The sequence below is a fragment of the Gordonia sp. Swx-4 genome (genome assembly GCF_030316175.1).
Lineage (GTDB): Bacteria > Actinomycetota > Actinomycetes > Mycobacteriales > Mycobacteriaceae > Gordonia > Gordonia alkanivorans.
This window is the reverse complement of record NZ_CP128197.1, coordinates 632,878-647,260: the sequence shown is the minus strand read 5'-3', so window position 1 is coordinate 647,260 and position 14,383 is coordinate 632,878. Positions and strand designations below refer to the sequence as shown.

Genomic DNA, 14,383 nt, shown 5'->3' with positions numbered 1-14,383 from the left:
ATGCCACGGCCGTCCAAACCGTTGATCAACCGTGACGCGGCAGTGCAGGCATCGCTCGAGATCATCGACACCGAAGGACTCGATGCGTTCAGCCTTCCGCGACTGGCAGAGCAGCTGGGAGTCCGCGCCCCGTCGCTCTATCACCACTTCAGGGACAAGCACGAGCTGCTCGCCGAAGTCGCTCTCCGCGTCGCCGGACCGAGTCGGAGACCTCGGGTGAAGCCGGGACCGGACTGGCCTGACTACCTGATCGGGATCTCCCTGAACTTCCGGCAGTCGGTCCTCCGACATCGGAACGCGGCACCGCTCCTGGTTACGCATCTTCCGCGCGTGCGGTTCGTCTCCGTTCAGGAGGACTGTGCGTCGTTTCTCTCCGCGTCAGGTGTCCCCACCGAGCTCCAGGTCCGAATCCTGGAAGGCGTGCAGAGCCTCGTCGTCGGCGCCGTGTTGATGGAGGCGTCGCAGCCTCCGCACAGCCGGTCGTCCGCCGCGGGGCATGTCTCGCCCGACACACAGCCGCACCTGTCCCGAGCGCTGTCGGCCAACCACCTCACCCCGCGCCGGCTCTTCGAGACGCGGCTGCGGGATTTCCTGTACGGCGCTGTCCGGGACCACGCAGGTGCCGCGGACGAACCTACTCGACGTTGACCAGGTAGAACACCGACGATCCGCCACCGGCGGCCTGCGGGGAGGCGCCGACCTGAACCCAGTAGGTCGACCCACCCTTGGCCGCGGACAGCACGGCAACGGACTGTCCGCCTTCGGTGGAACGATGCGACTCGACGTAACCGGCGTCGGTCAGCTTCTTCGTCGCCGCCTCGAGCTGGTTGCCGCCGTTCGCCGGACCCTGGACGGTGACCTCCCAGCCGTCGGCGCGCGTACCGCTCGCCGACAGCACGTGCCCGTCGATCAGCGGCACCTGCGTGACGGGAAAATCAGACGGCAGCGGAACCCCATCGGGGCCCGCCTGCTCCTCCTCGCTGCACCCGGCCAGCGCGCCACCGACCACCGCGATCGAAGCCAGTACCACAACGAGACGCCAGAGCCAGTCGAACCGGAACATACGGGCAACGGTAAAGTAGTTCCCGCGGGTGTTCGCCCGTGACACCCCGCCGGGAGAAAGACGGAGTGCCCTTTTGATTTCTGTGTTGGCTGCGTTGGCAGTGTGCGCACTGATCGCGCCCGCAGTCATCCACTGGATCGGCACCCGGGGTTTCTACATCCTCGCGCTCGCGCCGCTCGGCGCCCTGATCTGGGTGATCACCCACTGGCCCGCCCCCGAGGCCGACCGCGCCGTCGTGGAGACGGTGAGCTGGGTTCCGTCGTTGCAGATGGACATCGTCACCCGCTTCGACACCCTCACGGCGATCCTGTCGGTCCTGATCCTGGGCGTCGGCGCCCTCGTGCTCTGCTACTGCGCCCACTACTTCGACGACGCCCGCCCGCGCGTCGCGCTGTTCGGTGGCGAGATGGTGGCCTTCGCGGCGGCCATGTTCGGTCTGGTCATCTCTGACAACATGCTCGTGCTCTACGTGTTCTGGGAGCTCACGACCGTCCTGTCGTTCATGCTCGTCGGCTTCTACGGCGTCCGTGCGACGGCCCGGCGATCGGCCACCCAGGCTCTCCTGGTCACCACCTTCGGTGGCCTGGCCATGCTCGTCGGCATCATCATGCTGGGCGAACGCTCCGGGACCTACCTGCTCTCGGAGATCATCGCGGCACCGCCGACCGGCGTCTACGTCGACATCGCGATCGTCCTGCTGCTCATCGGCGCGCTCAGCAAGTCGGCCATCGTCCCGTTCCACTTCTGGCTCCCGGGCGCGATGGCCGCCCCCACGCCGGTCAGCGCCTACCTGCATGCTGCCGCGATGGTGAAAGCCGGCATCTACCTGATCGCGCGTCTGGCCCCGGGCTTCTCGGCCACCGCCAGCTGGCAGATCGCCGTCGTCGGCCTCGGTGCGCTGACGATGGTCCTCGGGGGCTGGCGTTCACTCCGTGAACTCGACCTGAAACTCATCCTCGCCTTCGGCACCGTGTCCCAGCTGGGATTCATGGCCGTCCTCGTCGGCATCGGCGATGCGAACGTGGCCATGGCAGGCCTCGCCATGCTCGTCGCGCACGCCATGTTCAAGGCGTCGCTGTTCATGGTCGTCGGCATCATCGACCACGCGACCGGTACCCGCGACATCCGCAAGCTCGCACGTCTCGGGCACCGCCTGCCGGTGCTCGCCGTCACCGCGGCGCTCGCCGGTGCGAGCATGGCCGGCATCCCGTTCACCTTCGGGTTCATCGGCAAGGAGACCGCCTTCGCGTCGGTCTGGGACACCGGGGCCCTCAGTTCCTGGCAGGCCCACACCGTCGACATCGTCCTGCTGGTCGGATCGATCATCACCTGCGCGTACACGCTGCGCTTCCTGTGGGGCGCGTTCGGACGCAAGGTCCGCAACACACCCAGCCCGGCCGTGGCGAAGATGCACGCCCCCGCCTGGGCCTTCTACATCTCCCCGGTCGTCCTCGCCGTCGCCGGTGTGGTCGCCGGCTTCGTCAGCGGGCCGATCGGCGCCCTCTTCGAGCCCTACGCCGAGACCCTGAACAGCTACGGACACGAGCTCGAACACCTCGCGCTGTGGCACGGTTTCGGACTCCCGGTGATCTTCTCGATCATCGTGATCGTCGGCGGTGTCATCGCCTTCCTCGGCATCCGCAAGATCCGCGACCGTGTCTTCGGTTTCCGGCCGATGCTCAACGCCGACCGGATCTACGACGCCGCGCTGCGTTCGGCCGACACCGTCTCACTGCTGCTCACACGCAACACCCAGCGCGGATCGCTGCCCGTCACCCAGGGCGTCATCCTCTGCACGGCGATCCTGTTGCCGACGATCGTGCTGTTCCTCGGCGCCCGTGACCAGCTGCAGATCGACTACGACGCCACCGCTCCCCAGTTCGTCATCGGCGGCATCATGATCGCTGCTTCGATCGCAGCGGTCGTCCTGCGCAATCGTCTCGCCGCGACGCTGCTCGTCGGCGTAACCGGTTACGGCTGCGGCATGTTGTTCGCCCTCTACGGCGCCCCCGACCTCGCGCTCACCCAGTTCCTGGTGGAGACGCTGACGCTGGTCATCTTCGTGCTCGTCCTGCGTAAGCTGCCGGCCGAGCCGGAGAAGCGGCACGCCACCGGCTTCAAGCCCCTGCGCGCGCTGATCGGCCTCGCCTTCGGCGCCATGCTCGTGGTGATCGGCCTGTACGCGGCCTCCGCACGCTCGACCGAGCCACTGCACGTCGACCTTCCCGAGGCCGCCTACAAGTTCGGTCAGGGCGCGAACGCGGTGAACGTCATCCTCGTCGACATCCGCGCGTGGGACACACTCGGCGAGGTGTCCGTGCTGATCGCCGCGGCGACGGGTGTCGCCTCGATGGTGTTCCGCAACCGGCGCTTCGGCGCGGTACCACGCGTCGCCGACGCCGCTCGCCTGCAGGCCGGGATCAGCGACAACGACACCGATGACGACGACGATCCGATCCCACCGGACCGCACGACCTGGCTGCTCGGGTCTGGTCTGCGCGACCCCCGGCATCGATCGATGGTCCTCGAGGCCACCACCCGACTGCTGTTCCCGACGATGGTCGTGCTGTCGGTCTACTTCTTCTACGCCGGACACAACTCGCCGGGCGGCGGATTCGCCGGTGGCCTCACCATGGGTCTCGCGCTGGTCCTGCGGTACCTGGCGGGTGGCCGCTACGAGCTCGGGGAGGCCCTGCCGATCGAACCGGGCCGCATCCTGGGCGCAGGTCTGGCGATCTCCGCCGCCACCGCGATCACGTCGTTGTTCCTCGGGGCGCCCGCGCTCTCGTCCGCCGTCTTCGAGATCACCGTCCCGGTCCTCGGCGACATCAAGCTGGTCACCGCGCTGTTCTTCGACCTCGGGATCTACCTCATCGTGATCGGACTGGTACTCGACGTGCTGCGCAGCCTCGGGGCCCGCCTCGACGTCGAGACGACGATGGCGCGCACTCCCGTCCGCACCCAGACCGATCCGGCGGCGATCCCGGCCGAATCCGACGAGCCGACGGCCGAGAACGTCCCCGCGGGAGAGGGACAGGTGGTCCGATGAGCACCAATCTCCCACTCCTCCTCGTCGTCGGGGTCATGGCCGCGTGCGGCGTGTACCTGCTGATGGAACGCAGCCTGGTCCGGATGTTGTTCGGCCTGCTCCTCGCCGGCAACTCGCTCAACCTGATGATCATCGTGGTGTCCGGCGGGATGGGTAATCCGCCGATCCTGGGCCGGTCGTCGGAGAACCGAGCCACGGATGCCGACCCGCTCGCCCAGGGAATGATCCTGACCGCGATCGTCATCACCATGGGCGTCGCGGCGTTCGTGCTCGCGCTCGTCTACCGGCTGTTCGTGATCAACCGCGACGACGACGATCTCGAGGACGACGTCGAGGACGTCAAGATCAAGACGGGCACACTCGACACGGCCCCCGATCGCGACCGCAGCGACGACCCGGTCACGCTGTCCGATACCGCCAGCGGCGACTACTTCGACGACTCGGGTAACCCCCTCTCCCCCGAGGAGGTCGCCGAACGTCACGCGGCGCTGCACGAGACCGACATCATGCCGACCGACTCCGACGTCATCGACGAGATCGGGTCCGACAGTTCCGAGGACGACCCGGACCTCGTGGGAGACAAGATCCCCGAGGACGACTCCGACCACCCGAAGGTCATCGGGAGCTCCGGGGAGAAGGTCGCCACCGACGACGCCGAACACGATTCCGAAGGGGGTGACCGATGACTCCGCAGCCGTCCTGGATTCCCGTCCTGATCACGCTGCCGACGCTGGTCCCCCTCGGCGCCGCCGCGCTGTCGCTGCTACTCGGCCGCAGCCCGCGGTTCCAGCGCGTGGTCGCCATCGCGGCGATCTCGGTGGCGTTCATCGCGTCGTGTCTGCTGCTCTACCTGACCGACCGGCACGGTACCTTCGCGGTCGCGATCGGCGGCTGGGGTGACAAGGGCTTCCCCAACGGCCCACTCGGGATCACGCTGGTCGTCGACCAGCTCGCGGCGCTGATGCTGGTCGTCTCGACGATCGTGCTGCTGTGCGTCGTCGTGTACGCGATCGGTCAGGGTATCCGTGACGGCACGGCCCAGCAGCCGACGTCGATCTTCCTGCCGACCTACCTGATCCTGACCGCGGGTGTCTGCAACGCCTTCCTGGCCGGCGACCTGTTCAACCTCTACGTCTCCTTCGAGGTGCTGCTCACCGCGAGCTTCGTGCTGCTCACGCTCGGCGCCAGCGAGGAACGCGTCCGCGCCGGCGCGTCGTACGTGATGGTGTCGATGTTGTCGTCGCTGATCTTCCTGGCCGGCATCGCCTTCGCCTACGCCACCACGGGGACGCTCAACCTCGCGGAGATGGCGGTCCGCCTCGACGACGTGCCCGACGGCACCCGCAACGCCCTCTATGCGGTACTGCTCGTGGCGTTCGGCATCAAGGCCGCGGTCTTCCCCCTGTCGACGTGGCTGCCCGACTCCTACCCGACCGCGCCCGCCCCGGTCACCGCGGTGTTCGCGGGCCTCCTCACCAAGGTCGGTGTGTACGCGATCGTCCGCGCCCACACCCTGTTGTTCCCCGGCGGGTCGATGGACACGGTGCTCATGGTCGCGGGTCTGCTGACGATGATCGTGGGCATCTTCGGTGCGATCGCCCAGTCCGACATCAAACGTCTGCTGTCGTTCACCCTCGTCAGCCACATCGGCTACATGGTCTTCGGCGTCGCGCTGTCGTCGGAACTCGGGATGTCGGCGGCAATCTACTACGTCGCCCACCACATCCTCGTCCAGACCACGTTGTTCCTGGTGGTGGGCCTGATCGAGCGTCAGGCGGGATCGGCCTCACTGCGTCGGCTCGGCGGCCTGATCGCCAGCCCCGTCCTCGCCGTCCTCTTCCTCGTCCCGGCCCTCAACCTGGGGGGTATCCCGCCGTTCTCCGGGTTCATCGGCAAGGTCGCACTCCTCGAGGCCGGCGTCCAGAACGGATCGGTGCTGGCCTGGATTCTGGTGGCCGGCTCGGTCGTCACCAGCCTCCTCACGCTGTACGTGGTGGCCCGAATCTGGACCAAGGGCTTCTGGCGGCCCCGCGCCGACGCCCCCGAGGGCGAACTCGCCGACCAAGGACCGTCCGCACTCATCGACGAACGCGACGACGGCGCCTTCTCCGAACGTGAGGACGTCGGCCGCATGCCGGCGATGATGGTCCTCCCCACGTTCGCGATGGTCGTCGCCGGTCTGGTGCTCACACTGTGGGCCGGCCCGATCTTCGACTTCACCGACAGCGCCGCAACCGACGTCGTCCACCGCGGCGTGTACGTCGAGGCCGTACTGGGCGGAGGTGAATCACGATGACGACCGGAGAACAGCCCAGCGGGAAGCAGCCCGACGGTGGCGAACGGACCATGAAGCGACGCGCCCCGGTGGTGTCCACCAAGGGCCCCGTACTCTCGCTGGTGATCAACACCTGGCGGGTGTCACTGCTGTTCATCTTCTGGCACTTCGTCAGTGCTCTGGTGTGGCTGCGCAATCACACGCGCCTGCCCAAGTGGCTCGGCAGCGACAGCCGCGAGGTCGGGGTCCGGCTGTGGACCATCGCCTGGCTGACCTTCGTCTGGGTGTTGTTGTGGGGCACCGTTTCGTGGGCCAACATCATCGGCGGCGTGGTCCTCGCGGTTGCGGTGCTCACCGTGCTGCCCCTACCGCGCGTACCCGTCGAGGGCCGAATCCACCCGCTGTCGCTGGCCCGGCTCGTCGTCCGGCTCGTCGTCGACTTCTTCGTCTCGAGCCTGCAGATCGGCTGGATGGCCATCCGACCCGGCCGACCGCCACTCGGTGCCGTCGTGCGCGTCCGGGTTGCGATCAAGTCCGACATGGTCCTCACCCTTGCCGTCGACTACCTGAACCTCGTGCCCGGCACGATGGTGCTCGAGATCGACCACCGTCGTCGCATGCTGTACGTCCACGTCTTCGACGTCCGGTCGGAGAAGAAGGTGCGCGCGTTCTACGACCAGGTCGCCTACGTCGAGCGCATGTTCATCAAGGCCTTCGAGCGGGACAGCGAATGGCATCCCAGCCCGTACCACGGCATCGACGAGGACTTCCATCACGTGCGGCCCATCCAACCGGTCGCCGGTGCGCAGTCGGCGGACATCCCGACCGCGGCGGCGGAGACCTCCCGCTCGGATCGAGGTGAGTCATGAGCGTCGTGTGGACGATCGCGGCGACGATGCTCCTGATCGCCGCGATCCTGACGATGATCGCCATCCTGCGCGGACCGTCGACGCTGGACCGTCTGGTCTCGCTCGACGTCCTCATCGCGCTGTGCATGTGCGGTCTCGGTGTGTGGGCGGCCTACAGCCTCGACTCGACGGTCGTGCCGGCCATCGTCGCGCTGTCGCTGCTGAGCTTCGTCGGATCGGTGGCGATCGCACGATTCCGAGTCCGGGATGACCAGACATGATCGTGGATATCGTCAGCGGAACGCTGATCCTCATCGGCTGCCTCATGGCGGTCACCGCGGCCATCGGTCTGGTGCGGTTCCCGGACACGCTGAGCCGGATGCACGCCGCCACCAAACCGCAGACCTTCGGGCTGCTGCTGATCCTGCTCGGCGCGGTGGTCCGCCTCGGCGACAACGTCGACAGCGGGATGCTCATCCTGGCCGGGCTCTTCGCGCTGATCACGGCACCGGTGGTCGCCCACCGGATCGGACGCCTCGCCTATCAGGAACAGCGCGCCCGCGACGGCCTCATGGAGGAGCGCGACATGGAGTCACCCGACCGGGATTAGCGGAGAGTTCGGGGCCGCAGTGGTCAAGTTGCATCCCGTACGAAAAGGCTCGTTTGAGATCTATTGGACAACTTGCCGACATCTCCGCGTATCGGTCGGTGTCGAGATCATAAGCCATCGATAAGTCGTCGGACGGGATCAACGACTGTTTCTGCCTGTTCTTCGTTCTGCCACTAAAGCCACGAACACCTCCGTCCTAGTTCGCGACGTTACGCTCTGTCGCTGCTGAAATCCTTCATGAGATGCTGCGTCTGTGACGGAATCGCTCGACTTGGAGAACTGGCTACGAGCCCAGTGTTCGGAATACACCTTCGGCCTCGGAGGCGCATATCGTATAGAAGGCGACCACGCGTGGCCGCTGACCGCGAAGGATGAAGTCGATCTACTGAAGCAGCTAGCAGCTGGTGGGCACATCCTCCCCTTACCGAAGGAGCCGGCCGCGCTCGCGAACGTTCTTGAGGTCGGCATCGTCGGGTTCCTTATCGACCGCATATCGAGCCTAACCAGCGCCTTCGCGGAGCGAGGGACCGAGCGCGGTTACCCAGACCTCGAAATCAGCGGCGACGCTTTCGGGGGCGGGTATCACGCCATCGACATCAAAGTCGCTCGACGCGCTGTCCGCAAGAGCGGCACTCCAGCGAACAAGACCCAGAGCGCGATAACCCTCTACACAGGTAACACTTACTTTAAGCACCCTGACCTGCAGTTTCCTGGTACGTTTCGTCCCTTCGCCGACTACACTTCGCACCTCGACGTTCTCGGTATTTACACTCTCGATGACAAAGCTTCCGGGAGGGTTCGGGACCTGGAACTGATCGTTCAGCAACCATGGAAGATCGCCAGCGAGCAACGTTCCTCCACTACACGCGAGTACATCGGAGCAGTTAAGGACATCGATGCGCTTCGGGACGGCAGAGGTGCGTTCGCGACACCCGAAGAGTTCTACACCTACTGGCGCAAGTACAAGTTCAAGACAGCACCTGTAGTTGTTCAGCTGCTAGACAAGATGCGTCGCCAGTAGATCGCATCCTGTGGGTGAGTCCCATACGTGGGTGTCGGACAGCCGTGAGAAGCTTTCTAGCATGGCGACCACCCGCGGCGTAGCAATCTCACTGTTCTCAGGGGCCGGAGGCCTCGACCTGGGTGCCGAACTCGCGGGATTTGACGTCCGGGCTGCTGTTGAACGCCACGCAGATGCTGCGATGACAATGGAGAAGAACTTCCCCAAGCTGGGCGCTCCGGTGATCCACAAGGACATCCTAGAAACTTCCACGACTGAGATCCTTAAGGCAGCTGGTCTTCGCAAAGGGCAGAGACCAGACCTGCTCGTGGGAGGGCCCCCATGCACACCGTTCTCGAAGAGCGGGTTCTGGCTCGAATGGAAGCGTTCAGGACTCGACCCTGACGCCTCCCTTCTGCAGGAGTACACCCGCGTTCTCCGAGAGTCTCGGCCGCGAGCGTTTGTGCTCGAGAATGTATATGCACTGACCTACAACAACCAAGCCAGCAGACCTGCGCTTACGCGTCTACTTCGGGAGATCGACGAAGCGGGTTATGACTGCAATATGGCGGTTCTCAATGCTGCGGACTACGGTGTGCCACAGGCCCGCCCACGACTATTCATTGTCGGAACCCCTAAAGGCACGCCAACACCAACGCTGCCGAAGGCTACGCACGGCGGCAAGTGGGAGCGGAGGGCGACAGGAACCGCCGACAGACCGCACGTCACGGCAGGCGAGGCTCTGGCAGGCCTGGTCACAGAGCCAGAGCGGGAAGAGACCCTCGGCGGACAATACGGCAAGTTACTGAAGGACATTCCGCCAGGCGGCAACTACCTCCATTACACCGAGGAAAGGGGCCATCCCCAGCCGCTCTTCAAGTGGCGGAGCCGCTACTGGTCATTCTTGTTGAAGCTTGACCCCGGCAAGCCATCGCCTACGATCCAGGCGCAACCAGGCCCCAATGTCGGACCATTCCACTGGGACAACCGAAGACTGCGCGTTCCCGAGGTAAAGCGCCTGTTTACGTTTCCCGACGAATTCGAGTTCGTAGGAGGGCGTGCGAGCGTTCAGTATCAGTTGGGTAACTCCGTGCCACCTCTCCTGGCGCAGCGCGTGCTGGAACAGGTTCAGTCCGCAATTCGGAGGTGAAGTGCGCCGTGACCGGCAGCTCTCCAACGCGCCTCCACAAACAGACTGGAGTTGTGGTTCCTGCTGTGCGATTTGGCTCCGGCGGGGACCTACCCTAAGCTGATGTAACGTGTTCGGCTTGCGCTGCAACCATGGGGCGAGTCGCACCGAGCCCCCTTCGTCTAGCGGCCTAGGACGCCGCCCTTTCAAGGCGGTAGCGCGGGTTCGAATCCCGTAGGGGGTACAGTCTTCGGACTGACGTAGTACAGCAAGGCCCTGTGGCGCAGTTGGTTAGCGCGCCGCCCTGTCACGGCGGAGGTCGCGGGTTCGAGTCCCGTCAGGGTCGCAGTTGACGCCGGAGAATCCGGCGATTTGCGCAAGGCATCCGAAACGGGTGCCCGCGGCCAGGTAGCTCAGTTGGTACGAGCGTTCGCCTGAAAAGCGAAAGGTCGCCGGTTCGATCCCGGCCCTGGCCACCTAGTCGCGCTAGTATCGCGCCCTGTCGTCATAGGGAACAAGGACGAGAGTCGAGAGTTCGCCGGTTCACGGCTTAGGACCGTCGCACACCGTGCCTACCTTGAGCCGAGTTCAACCAAGCCGCCACTTGCCGCTGCTTCTCGCCGCGAATCCGCCGATGGAGCCCCGGTCCACGGTCCTCAGGCGGTGCGGAGGGGCGTACCGAGGGGTCAATCCAGCTCGGCCACAACCGATGCGACGACATCGCGCATCGAGTGGGTGTCGCGGTACACCGCGCGTTGCCGCTGATAGCTGGCACCCTGCGTGATGATGCGCTCCACGCCGGCGAGTTCGTCGACGCAGCCGAGGTCGCGTGCGATCGGCTGGAGGCGTTCGAGCAGCCGATGCAGATCGTCGGTGACGAGTTCCTCCCGGCACTGCCCGTCGAGGATGACGATGGCGTCGAGGCCGTATCGCGCTGCGCGCCACTTGTTCTCCTGGACCAGCCAGGGTGCCATCGTCGGCAGGGTCTCCCCCGCCGAGAACCGGCGGTCGAGGTCGACGACGAGACAGTGGATCAGTGCGACGATCGCGGAGAGCTCGTCGAGGTTGGTCATGCCGTCGCAGACGCGGACCTCGATGGTGCCGAGATGCGGTGACGGGCGGATGTCCCAGCGGATCTCGTTGAGGTGGTCGATGATGCCGGTCGTCTTCTGGTCGGCGACGAAGGCCTCGAACTGGTCCCACGTCTCGAACTGGAACGGCAGTCCCGCGGTGGGGAGCTGTTGGAACATCATCGCGCGGTTGCTGGCGTAACCGGTGTCCTGACCGGCCCACATCGGCGACGACGAGGACAGCGCCAGCAGGTGCGGATAGAAGTTCAGCAGGGAGTCGAGGATCGGGAGCACCTTGTCGCGGTGGCTGATCCCGACGTGGACGTGGACGCCCCAGATGAGCATCTGCCGACCCCACCACTGGGTGCGTTCGATGAGCTCGGCGTAGCGGTGACCTTCGGTCAGCAACTGCGTCGAGTACTCGGCGAAGGGATGCGTGCCGGCGCCGTAGAGGTCGACGCCGAGTTCCTCGGTCAGGACCCGTACGACGCCGAGGGTGTCGGTCAGATCCGCGATCGCCTCACCGGTGGTGCGGCAGATTCCCGTCACGAGTTCGACGGTGTTGCGGAGCAGTTCCTTGTGGATCTTCCCCTCACGGTCGGGGTGATGCTCACCGACCGCGGCGAAGAGCGCCGCCGCCGAGTTCGACAGATCGCCGGTGACCTTGTCGGTCAGAGCGAATTCCCACTCGACCCCCAGCGTGGGGGTCGGCGACCCGTCGAACTCGATCGGTGACATGGGCGGCCGCGCCCGGTGCCGGATCGCGGGTGCCTAGCTGCGCTCTTCGATGACGCCGCACGCGATGCGCGAGCCGGCGTCACCGGTCTTCAGGGTTTCTTCCTTCGGTCCACCCGGGTACTTGTCGGCCGGGATGTTGCCGAAGTTGTCGGGCTTCTCGTGGATCATGATGGCCTTGCCGAAGACCTGATCCAGCTTCACCGCGTCGGTGGTCGTCACGGTACGACCGGTGTGGTCTTCGAGGATGTTGATCGAGACCAGGTCACCGCTTGCGGGGTGGCTGGTGCTGCCGTCGACCTGCAGGTGCCCACCGGCCGAGGTGAAGGCCTGTGCCCCACCGGAACCGGCGTCGCAGGTGCCGTTCTCGTGGATGTGCATGCCGTGGAAGCCTGCGGGTAGGTCACCGTCGGTGACACGCACGCTGACCGTGACCGGGCCGTCGCCCTGGGACTCGGCCGAGAAGGTGGCCTCGCCGACGACCTTGCCGGAGGTGTCCTTGATCTCGGCGGTCGCGACCTGACCGCTGGGCTCGTCGTCGACGTTGTCCGCGGCACCCGGGGGCAGCGGCTTGTCGGAGATCACCGGCGGTGTCGTGCCGGGGACATCCGTGGGGTTCTGGTCGGGGCTGCACCCGGCCAGGGCGACCCCGATCAGTCCCGCGGAAGCCAGCGCGGCGAGGGCGCGCGACGCGGTGAGTTTCGAACGTCCGGACATGTCACTCCTTGATCACTGTCACCGGGGCTTCGCCCGGCTGTGGGCGGTTCACTGGGCGTCGGCCCAACGGTGCGCGACGACTGCACTGCGCGCTGTTGAAGTTGTGCGAATGATTCGACGATAGTCCGGCCGCGTGCGTCACGATCCACTGACCGCGGTCACCACGATCACCGGGACCCCGCCCTTGCATCGGGTGAACGAGCTGGGACGCTCCTCGACCGAGACCGTGCCGCCCAGTGCCTTCGCAAGCTCGTCGGCCTGGGCCTTGTCGGAGTCCGAGTCGTAGAAGATCGTGTTCTCGCTGAAACCGCCGGCGGTGTAGTTGCCGGGCTGGGCCATCGTGTAGCCCTTCTCCTTCAGCAGGTCACTCACATCCGAGGCGAGTCCGGACACCTGACCGGCGTTGATCACGCACACCCGCTTCGTCGTCGACGACGCGGAGGTCGACGACGTGGTGGAGGCGGGTGTCGGGGTGGCGGTCGCGGTGGTCTCGGTGGCCTGGGGTTCGCTTCCCGAGGTCGCCGCGGAATGCCAGCCGAGCCCGATGAAGACGACGGCCACTGCGAAGAGCATCATCGCCCCCGCGCGCAGCGGCAGGCGATTGGGCTCACGGTCTGCATTCATCACCGACGACCTTAACGCACCTCGGGTGGCTGACCGGGGTCAGCGTCTCAGGTGATCTCGAAGCCCAGACGGCGCGCGGCGCGGGCCTTCTGGCGCGACGCACGGAGGCGGCGGAGTCGCTTGACGAGCATGGGATCCGCGGCCAGTGCCTCCGGCCGGTCGACCAGCGCGTTGAGCACCTGGTAGTACCGGGTCGCCGACAGGCCGAACAGTTCCTTGATGGCTTCTTCCTTGGCGCCGGCGTACTTCCACCACTGACGTTCGAAGGCCAGGATGTCGTGTTCTCGGCGCGACAGACCGTCCGCACCGACCTCGTGCGGGTCGGGCTGGGCTCCGTTGTCGGGGGTGGGTTGCTCGCCGTCGTTCTGGCTACGCGCGGTTGCGCCGTCCATCTCACTCCCTCACCGATAAACCTGATGACCCTCACACCGTCGCTGACGTGCACGGAACCGGCGGGCCGATCCAGACGGAACGAATCGGACATCGGCGGCACGGCGACGAATCACAACAGTGTGGTTCGCAGACAATCTAACCACGGTCAGGGCGTCCGATCGTGCTGTGACTCGCCACGACGCACGGCCGGTCCGCGACGCCGTACCCGGCGTCGTTGCGGCGCTCTGAGCAGCGTTAGGGTGATCGACATGGCGATTCTCCCGATCTGCATCGTGGGCGAGCCGGTGCTGCACCAGCCCACCTCCCCGGTCCCACTCGACGCGGACGGCCGTCCGTCGCCGGAGGTCATCACCCTCCTCGACGACATGTTCGAGACCATGGATGCCGCCCACGGCGTCGGACTGGCCGCCAACCAGGTCGGGGTCGGGTCACGCATGTTCGTCTACGACTGCCCCGACGGCGACCGCATGGCGACCCGACGCCGCGGCGAGGTGATCAACCCGGTCCTGGAGACCTCCGAGATCCCCGAGACCATGCCCGATCCCGACGACAACGACGAGGGTTGCTTGTCGGTGCCGGGCGAGCAGTTCCCCACCGGCCGCGCCGACTGGGCACGCGTCACCGGCGTCGACCGGACCGGCGCCGAGATCGTCATCGAGGGCAACGGCTTCTTCGCCCGGATGCTGCAGCACGAGGTCGGCCACCTCGACGGCTTCCTCTATGTCGACGTGCTCGTCGGCCGCAATGCGCGCGCCGCGAAGAAGGCCATCAAGCGCAACAAGTGGGGTGTCCCCGGACTGACCTGGCTGCCGGGCGCCGTCGCCGACCCGTTCGGGCACGACGACGATGACGACGACGACTGACCGCCAC

General features: G+C 66.1%; 15 protein-coding genes and 3 tRNA genes. 13 read left to right on the top strand and 5 right to left on the bottom strand.

The genetic code is table 11. The annotated features are described in order from the left end of the window. Positions 1–648: a TetR family transcriptional regulator gene (locus PWF70_RS02945; RefSeq protein WP_035754935.1), complete on the top strand. Its 648-nt coding sequence runs from the start codon at positions 1–3 to the stop codon at positions 646–648. Here PWF70_RS02945 and PWF70_RS02940 read toward each other — a convergent pair. After that, positions 635–1,063, bottom strand: a complete 429-nt coding sequence (locus PWF70_RS02940) for a hypothetical protein (protein WP_035754937.1) — start codon at positions 1,061–1,063, stop codon at positions 635–637. The genes PWF70_RS02945 and PWF70_RS02940 overlap by 14 nt on opposite strands. A 73-nt stretch (positions 1,064–1,136) precedes the next feature. Between PWF70_RS02940 and PWF70_RS02935 the strand changes: the two genes are divergently transcribed. The 11 genes from PWF70_RS02935 to PWF70_RS02885 all read left to right on the top strand — a co-directional run bounded on the left by PWF70_RS02935 (position 1,137) and on the right by PWF70_RS02885 (position 10,450). Continuing rightward, positions 1,137–4,112, top strand: a complete 2,976-nt coding sequence (locus tag PWF70_RS02935) for a Na+/H+ antiporter subunit A (RefSeq protein ID WP_035754938.1) — start codon at positions 1,137–1,139, stop codon at positions 4,110–4,112. Then, entirely contained in the window at positions 4,109–4,798 is a 690-nt protein-coding gene (locus PWF70_RS02930; protein ID WP_006358097.1) for a Na(+)/H(+) antiporter subunit C, read from the top strand. The genes PWF70_RS02935 and PWF70_RS02930 overlap by 4 nt, the downstream gene beginning before the upstream one ends. After that, a complete protein-coding gene (locus tag PWF70_RS02925) occupies positions 4,795–6,408 on the top strand; it encodes a Na+/H+ antiporter subunit D (protein ID WP_006358098.1) in 1,614 nt (537 codons plus the stop codon). Before PWF70_RS02930 ends, PWF70_RS02925 begins: the two co-directional genes overlap by 4 nt. Continuing rightward, complete coding sequence (locus PWF70_RS02920) at positions 6,405–7,256, top strand: Na+/H+ antiporter subunit E (RefSeq protein WP_006358099.1); 852 nt, start codon at positions 6,405–6,407, stop codon at positions 7,254–7,256. The genes PWF70_RS02925 and PWF70_RS02920 overlap by 4 nt, the downstream gene beginning before the upstream one ends. After that, positions 7,253–7,516, top strand: coding sequence for a monovalent cation/H+ antiporter complex subunit F (locus PWF70_RS02915; RefSeq protein ID WP_006358100.1), 264 nt, complete (start codon positions 7,253–7,255; stop codon positions 7,514–7,516). Before PWF70_RS02920 ends, PWF70_RS02915 begins: the two co-directional genes overlap by 4 nt. Further along, complete coding sequence (gene mnhG / locus PWF70_RS02910; protein WP_006358101.1) at positions 7,513–7,845, top strand: monovalent cation/H(+) antiporter subunit G; 333 nt, start codon at positions 7,513–7,515, stop codon at positions 7,843–7,845. The genes PWF70_RS02915 and mnhG overlap by 4 nt, the downstream gene beginning before the upstream one ends. Positions 7,846–8,098: 253 nt before the next feature. Then, complete coding sequence (locus PWF70_RS02905) at positions 8,099–8,866, top strand: type II restriction endonuclease (RefSeq protein WP_006358102.1); 768 nt, start codon at positions 8,099–8,101, stop codon at positions 8,864–8,866. Positions 8,867–8,927: 61 nt separating this feature from the next. Further along, positions 8,928–9,995, top strand: coding sequence for a DNA cytosine methyltransferase (locus PWF70_RS02900; RefSeq protein WP_075863630.1), 1,068 nt, complete (start codon positions 8,928–8,930; stop codon positions 9,993–9,995). A 150-nt stretch (positions 9,996–10,145) separates the two neighbouring features. Then, a tRNA-Glu gene (locus tag PWF70_RS02895) sits at positions 10,146–10,218 on the top strand. Positions 10,219–10,246: 28 nt separating this feature from the next. Next, a tRNA-Asp gene (locus PWF70_RS02890) sits at positions 10,247–10,320 on the top strand. A 56-nt stretch (positions 10,321–10,376) separates the two neighbouring features. Beyond that, a tRNA-Phe gene (locus tag PWF70_RS02885) sits at positions 10,377–10,450 on the top strand. A 210-nt stretch (positions 10,451–10,660) separates the two neighbouring features. Here PWF70_RS02885 and PWF70_RS02880 read toward each other — a convergent pair. The 4 genes from PWF70_RS02880 to napA all read right to left on the bottom strand — a co-directional run bounded on the left by PWF70_RS02880 (position 10,661) and on the right by napA (position 13,512). Continuing rightward, positions 10,661–11,782 (bottom strand): glutamate--cysteine ligase, encoded by a 1,122-nt coding sequence (locus PWF70_RS02880; RefSeq protein ID WP_006358104.1) that lies wholly within the window; start codon positions 11,780–11,782, stop codon positions 10,661–10,663. 33 nt (positions 11,783–11,815) lie between these two features. After that, positions 11,816–12,496 (bottom strand): superoxide dismutase family protein, encoded by a 681-nt coding sequence (locus tag PWF70_RS02875; protein WP_006358105.1) that lies wholly within the window; start codon positions 12,494–12,496, stop codon positions 11,816–11,818. 138 nt (positions 12,497–12,634) lie between these two features. Next, entirely contained in the window at positions 12,635–13,120 is a 486-nt protein-coding gene (locus PWF70_RS02870; RefSeq protein ID WP_006358106.1) for a LytR C-terminal domain-containing protein, read from the bottom strand. A gap of 47 nt (positions 13,121–13,167) precedes the next feature. Beyond that, a complete protein-coding gene (gene napA, locus PWF70_RS02865) occupies positions 13,168–13,512 on the bottom strand; it encodes a nucleoid-associated protein NapA (protein ID WP_006358107.1) in 345 nt (114 codons plus the stop codon). A 249-nt stretch (positions 13,513–13,761) separates the two neighbouring features. On the opposite strand from napA, the gene PWF70_RS02860 reads away from it, so the two are divergent. Beyond that, positions 13,762–14,376 (top strand): peptide deformylase, encoded by a 615-nt coding sequence (locus PWF70_RS02860; protein WP_006358108.1) that lies wholly within the window; start codon positions 13,762–13,764, stop codon positions 14,374–14,376. Positions 14,377–14,383 lie beyond the last annotated feature (7 nt).

Coding starts and splice junctions, on each gene's coding strand:
- PWF70_RS02945 (WP_035754935.1), top strand. CDS start 1: ATGCCACGGCCGTCCAAACCGTTGATCAACCGTGACGCGGCAGTGCAG.
- PWF70_RS02940 (WP_035754937.1), bottom strand. CDS start 1,063: ATGTTCCGGTTCGACTGGCTCTGGCGTCTCGTTGTGGTACTGGCTTCG.
- PWF70_RS02930 (WP_006358097.1), top strand. CDS start 4,109: ATGAGCACCAATCTCCCACTCCTCCTCGTCGTCGGGGTCATGGCCGCG.
- PWF70_RS02925 (WP_006358098.1), top strand. CDS start 4,795: ATGACTCCGCAGCCGTCCTGGATTCCCGTCCTGATCACGCTGCCGACG.
- PWF70_RS02920 (WP_006358099.1), top strand. CDS start 6,405: ATGACGACCGGAGAACAGCCCAGCGGGAAGCAGCCCGACGGTGGCGAA.
- PWF70_RS02915 (WP_006358100.1), top strand. CDS start 7,253: ATGAGCGTCGTGTGGACGATCGCGGCGACGATGCTCCTGATCGCCGCG.
- mnhG (WP_006358101.1), top strand. CDS start 7,513: ATGATCGTGGATATCGTCAGCGGAACGCTGATCCTCATCGGCTGCCTC.
- PWF70_RS02900 (WP_075863630.1), top strand. CDS start 8,928: ATGGCGACCACCCGCGGCGTAGCAATCTCACTGTTCTCAGGGGCCGGA.
- PWF70_RS02880 (WP_006358104.1), bottom strand. CDS start 11,782: ATGTCACCGATCGAGTTCGACGGGTCGCCGACCCCCACGCTGGGGGTC.
- PWF70_RS02875 (WP_006358105.1), bottom strand. CDS start 12,496: ATGTCCGGACGTTCGAAACTCACCGCGTCGCGCGCCCTCGCCGCGCTG.
- PWF70_RS02870 (WP_006358106.1), bottom strand. CDS start 13,120: ATGAATGCAGACCGTGAGCCCAATCGCCTGCCGCTGCGCGCGGGGGCG.
- napA (WP_006358107.1), bottom strand. CDS start 13,512: ATGGACGGCGCAACCGCGCGTAGCCAGAACGACGGCGAGCAACCCACC.
- PWF70_RS02860 (WP_006358108.1), top strand. CDS start 13,762: ATGGCGATTCTCCCGATCTGCATCGTGGGCGAGCCGGTGCTGCACCAG.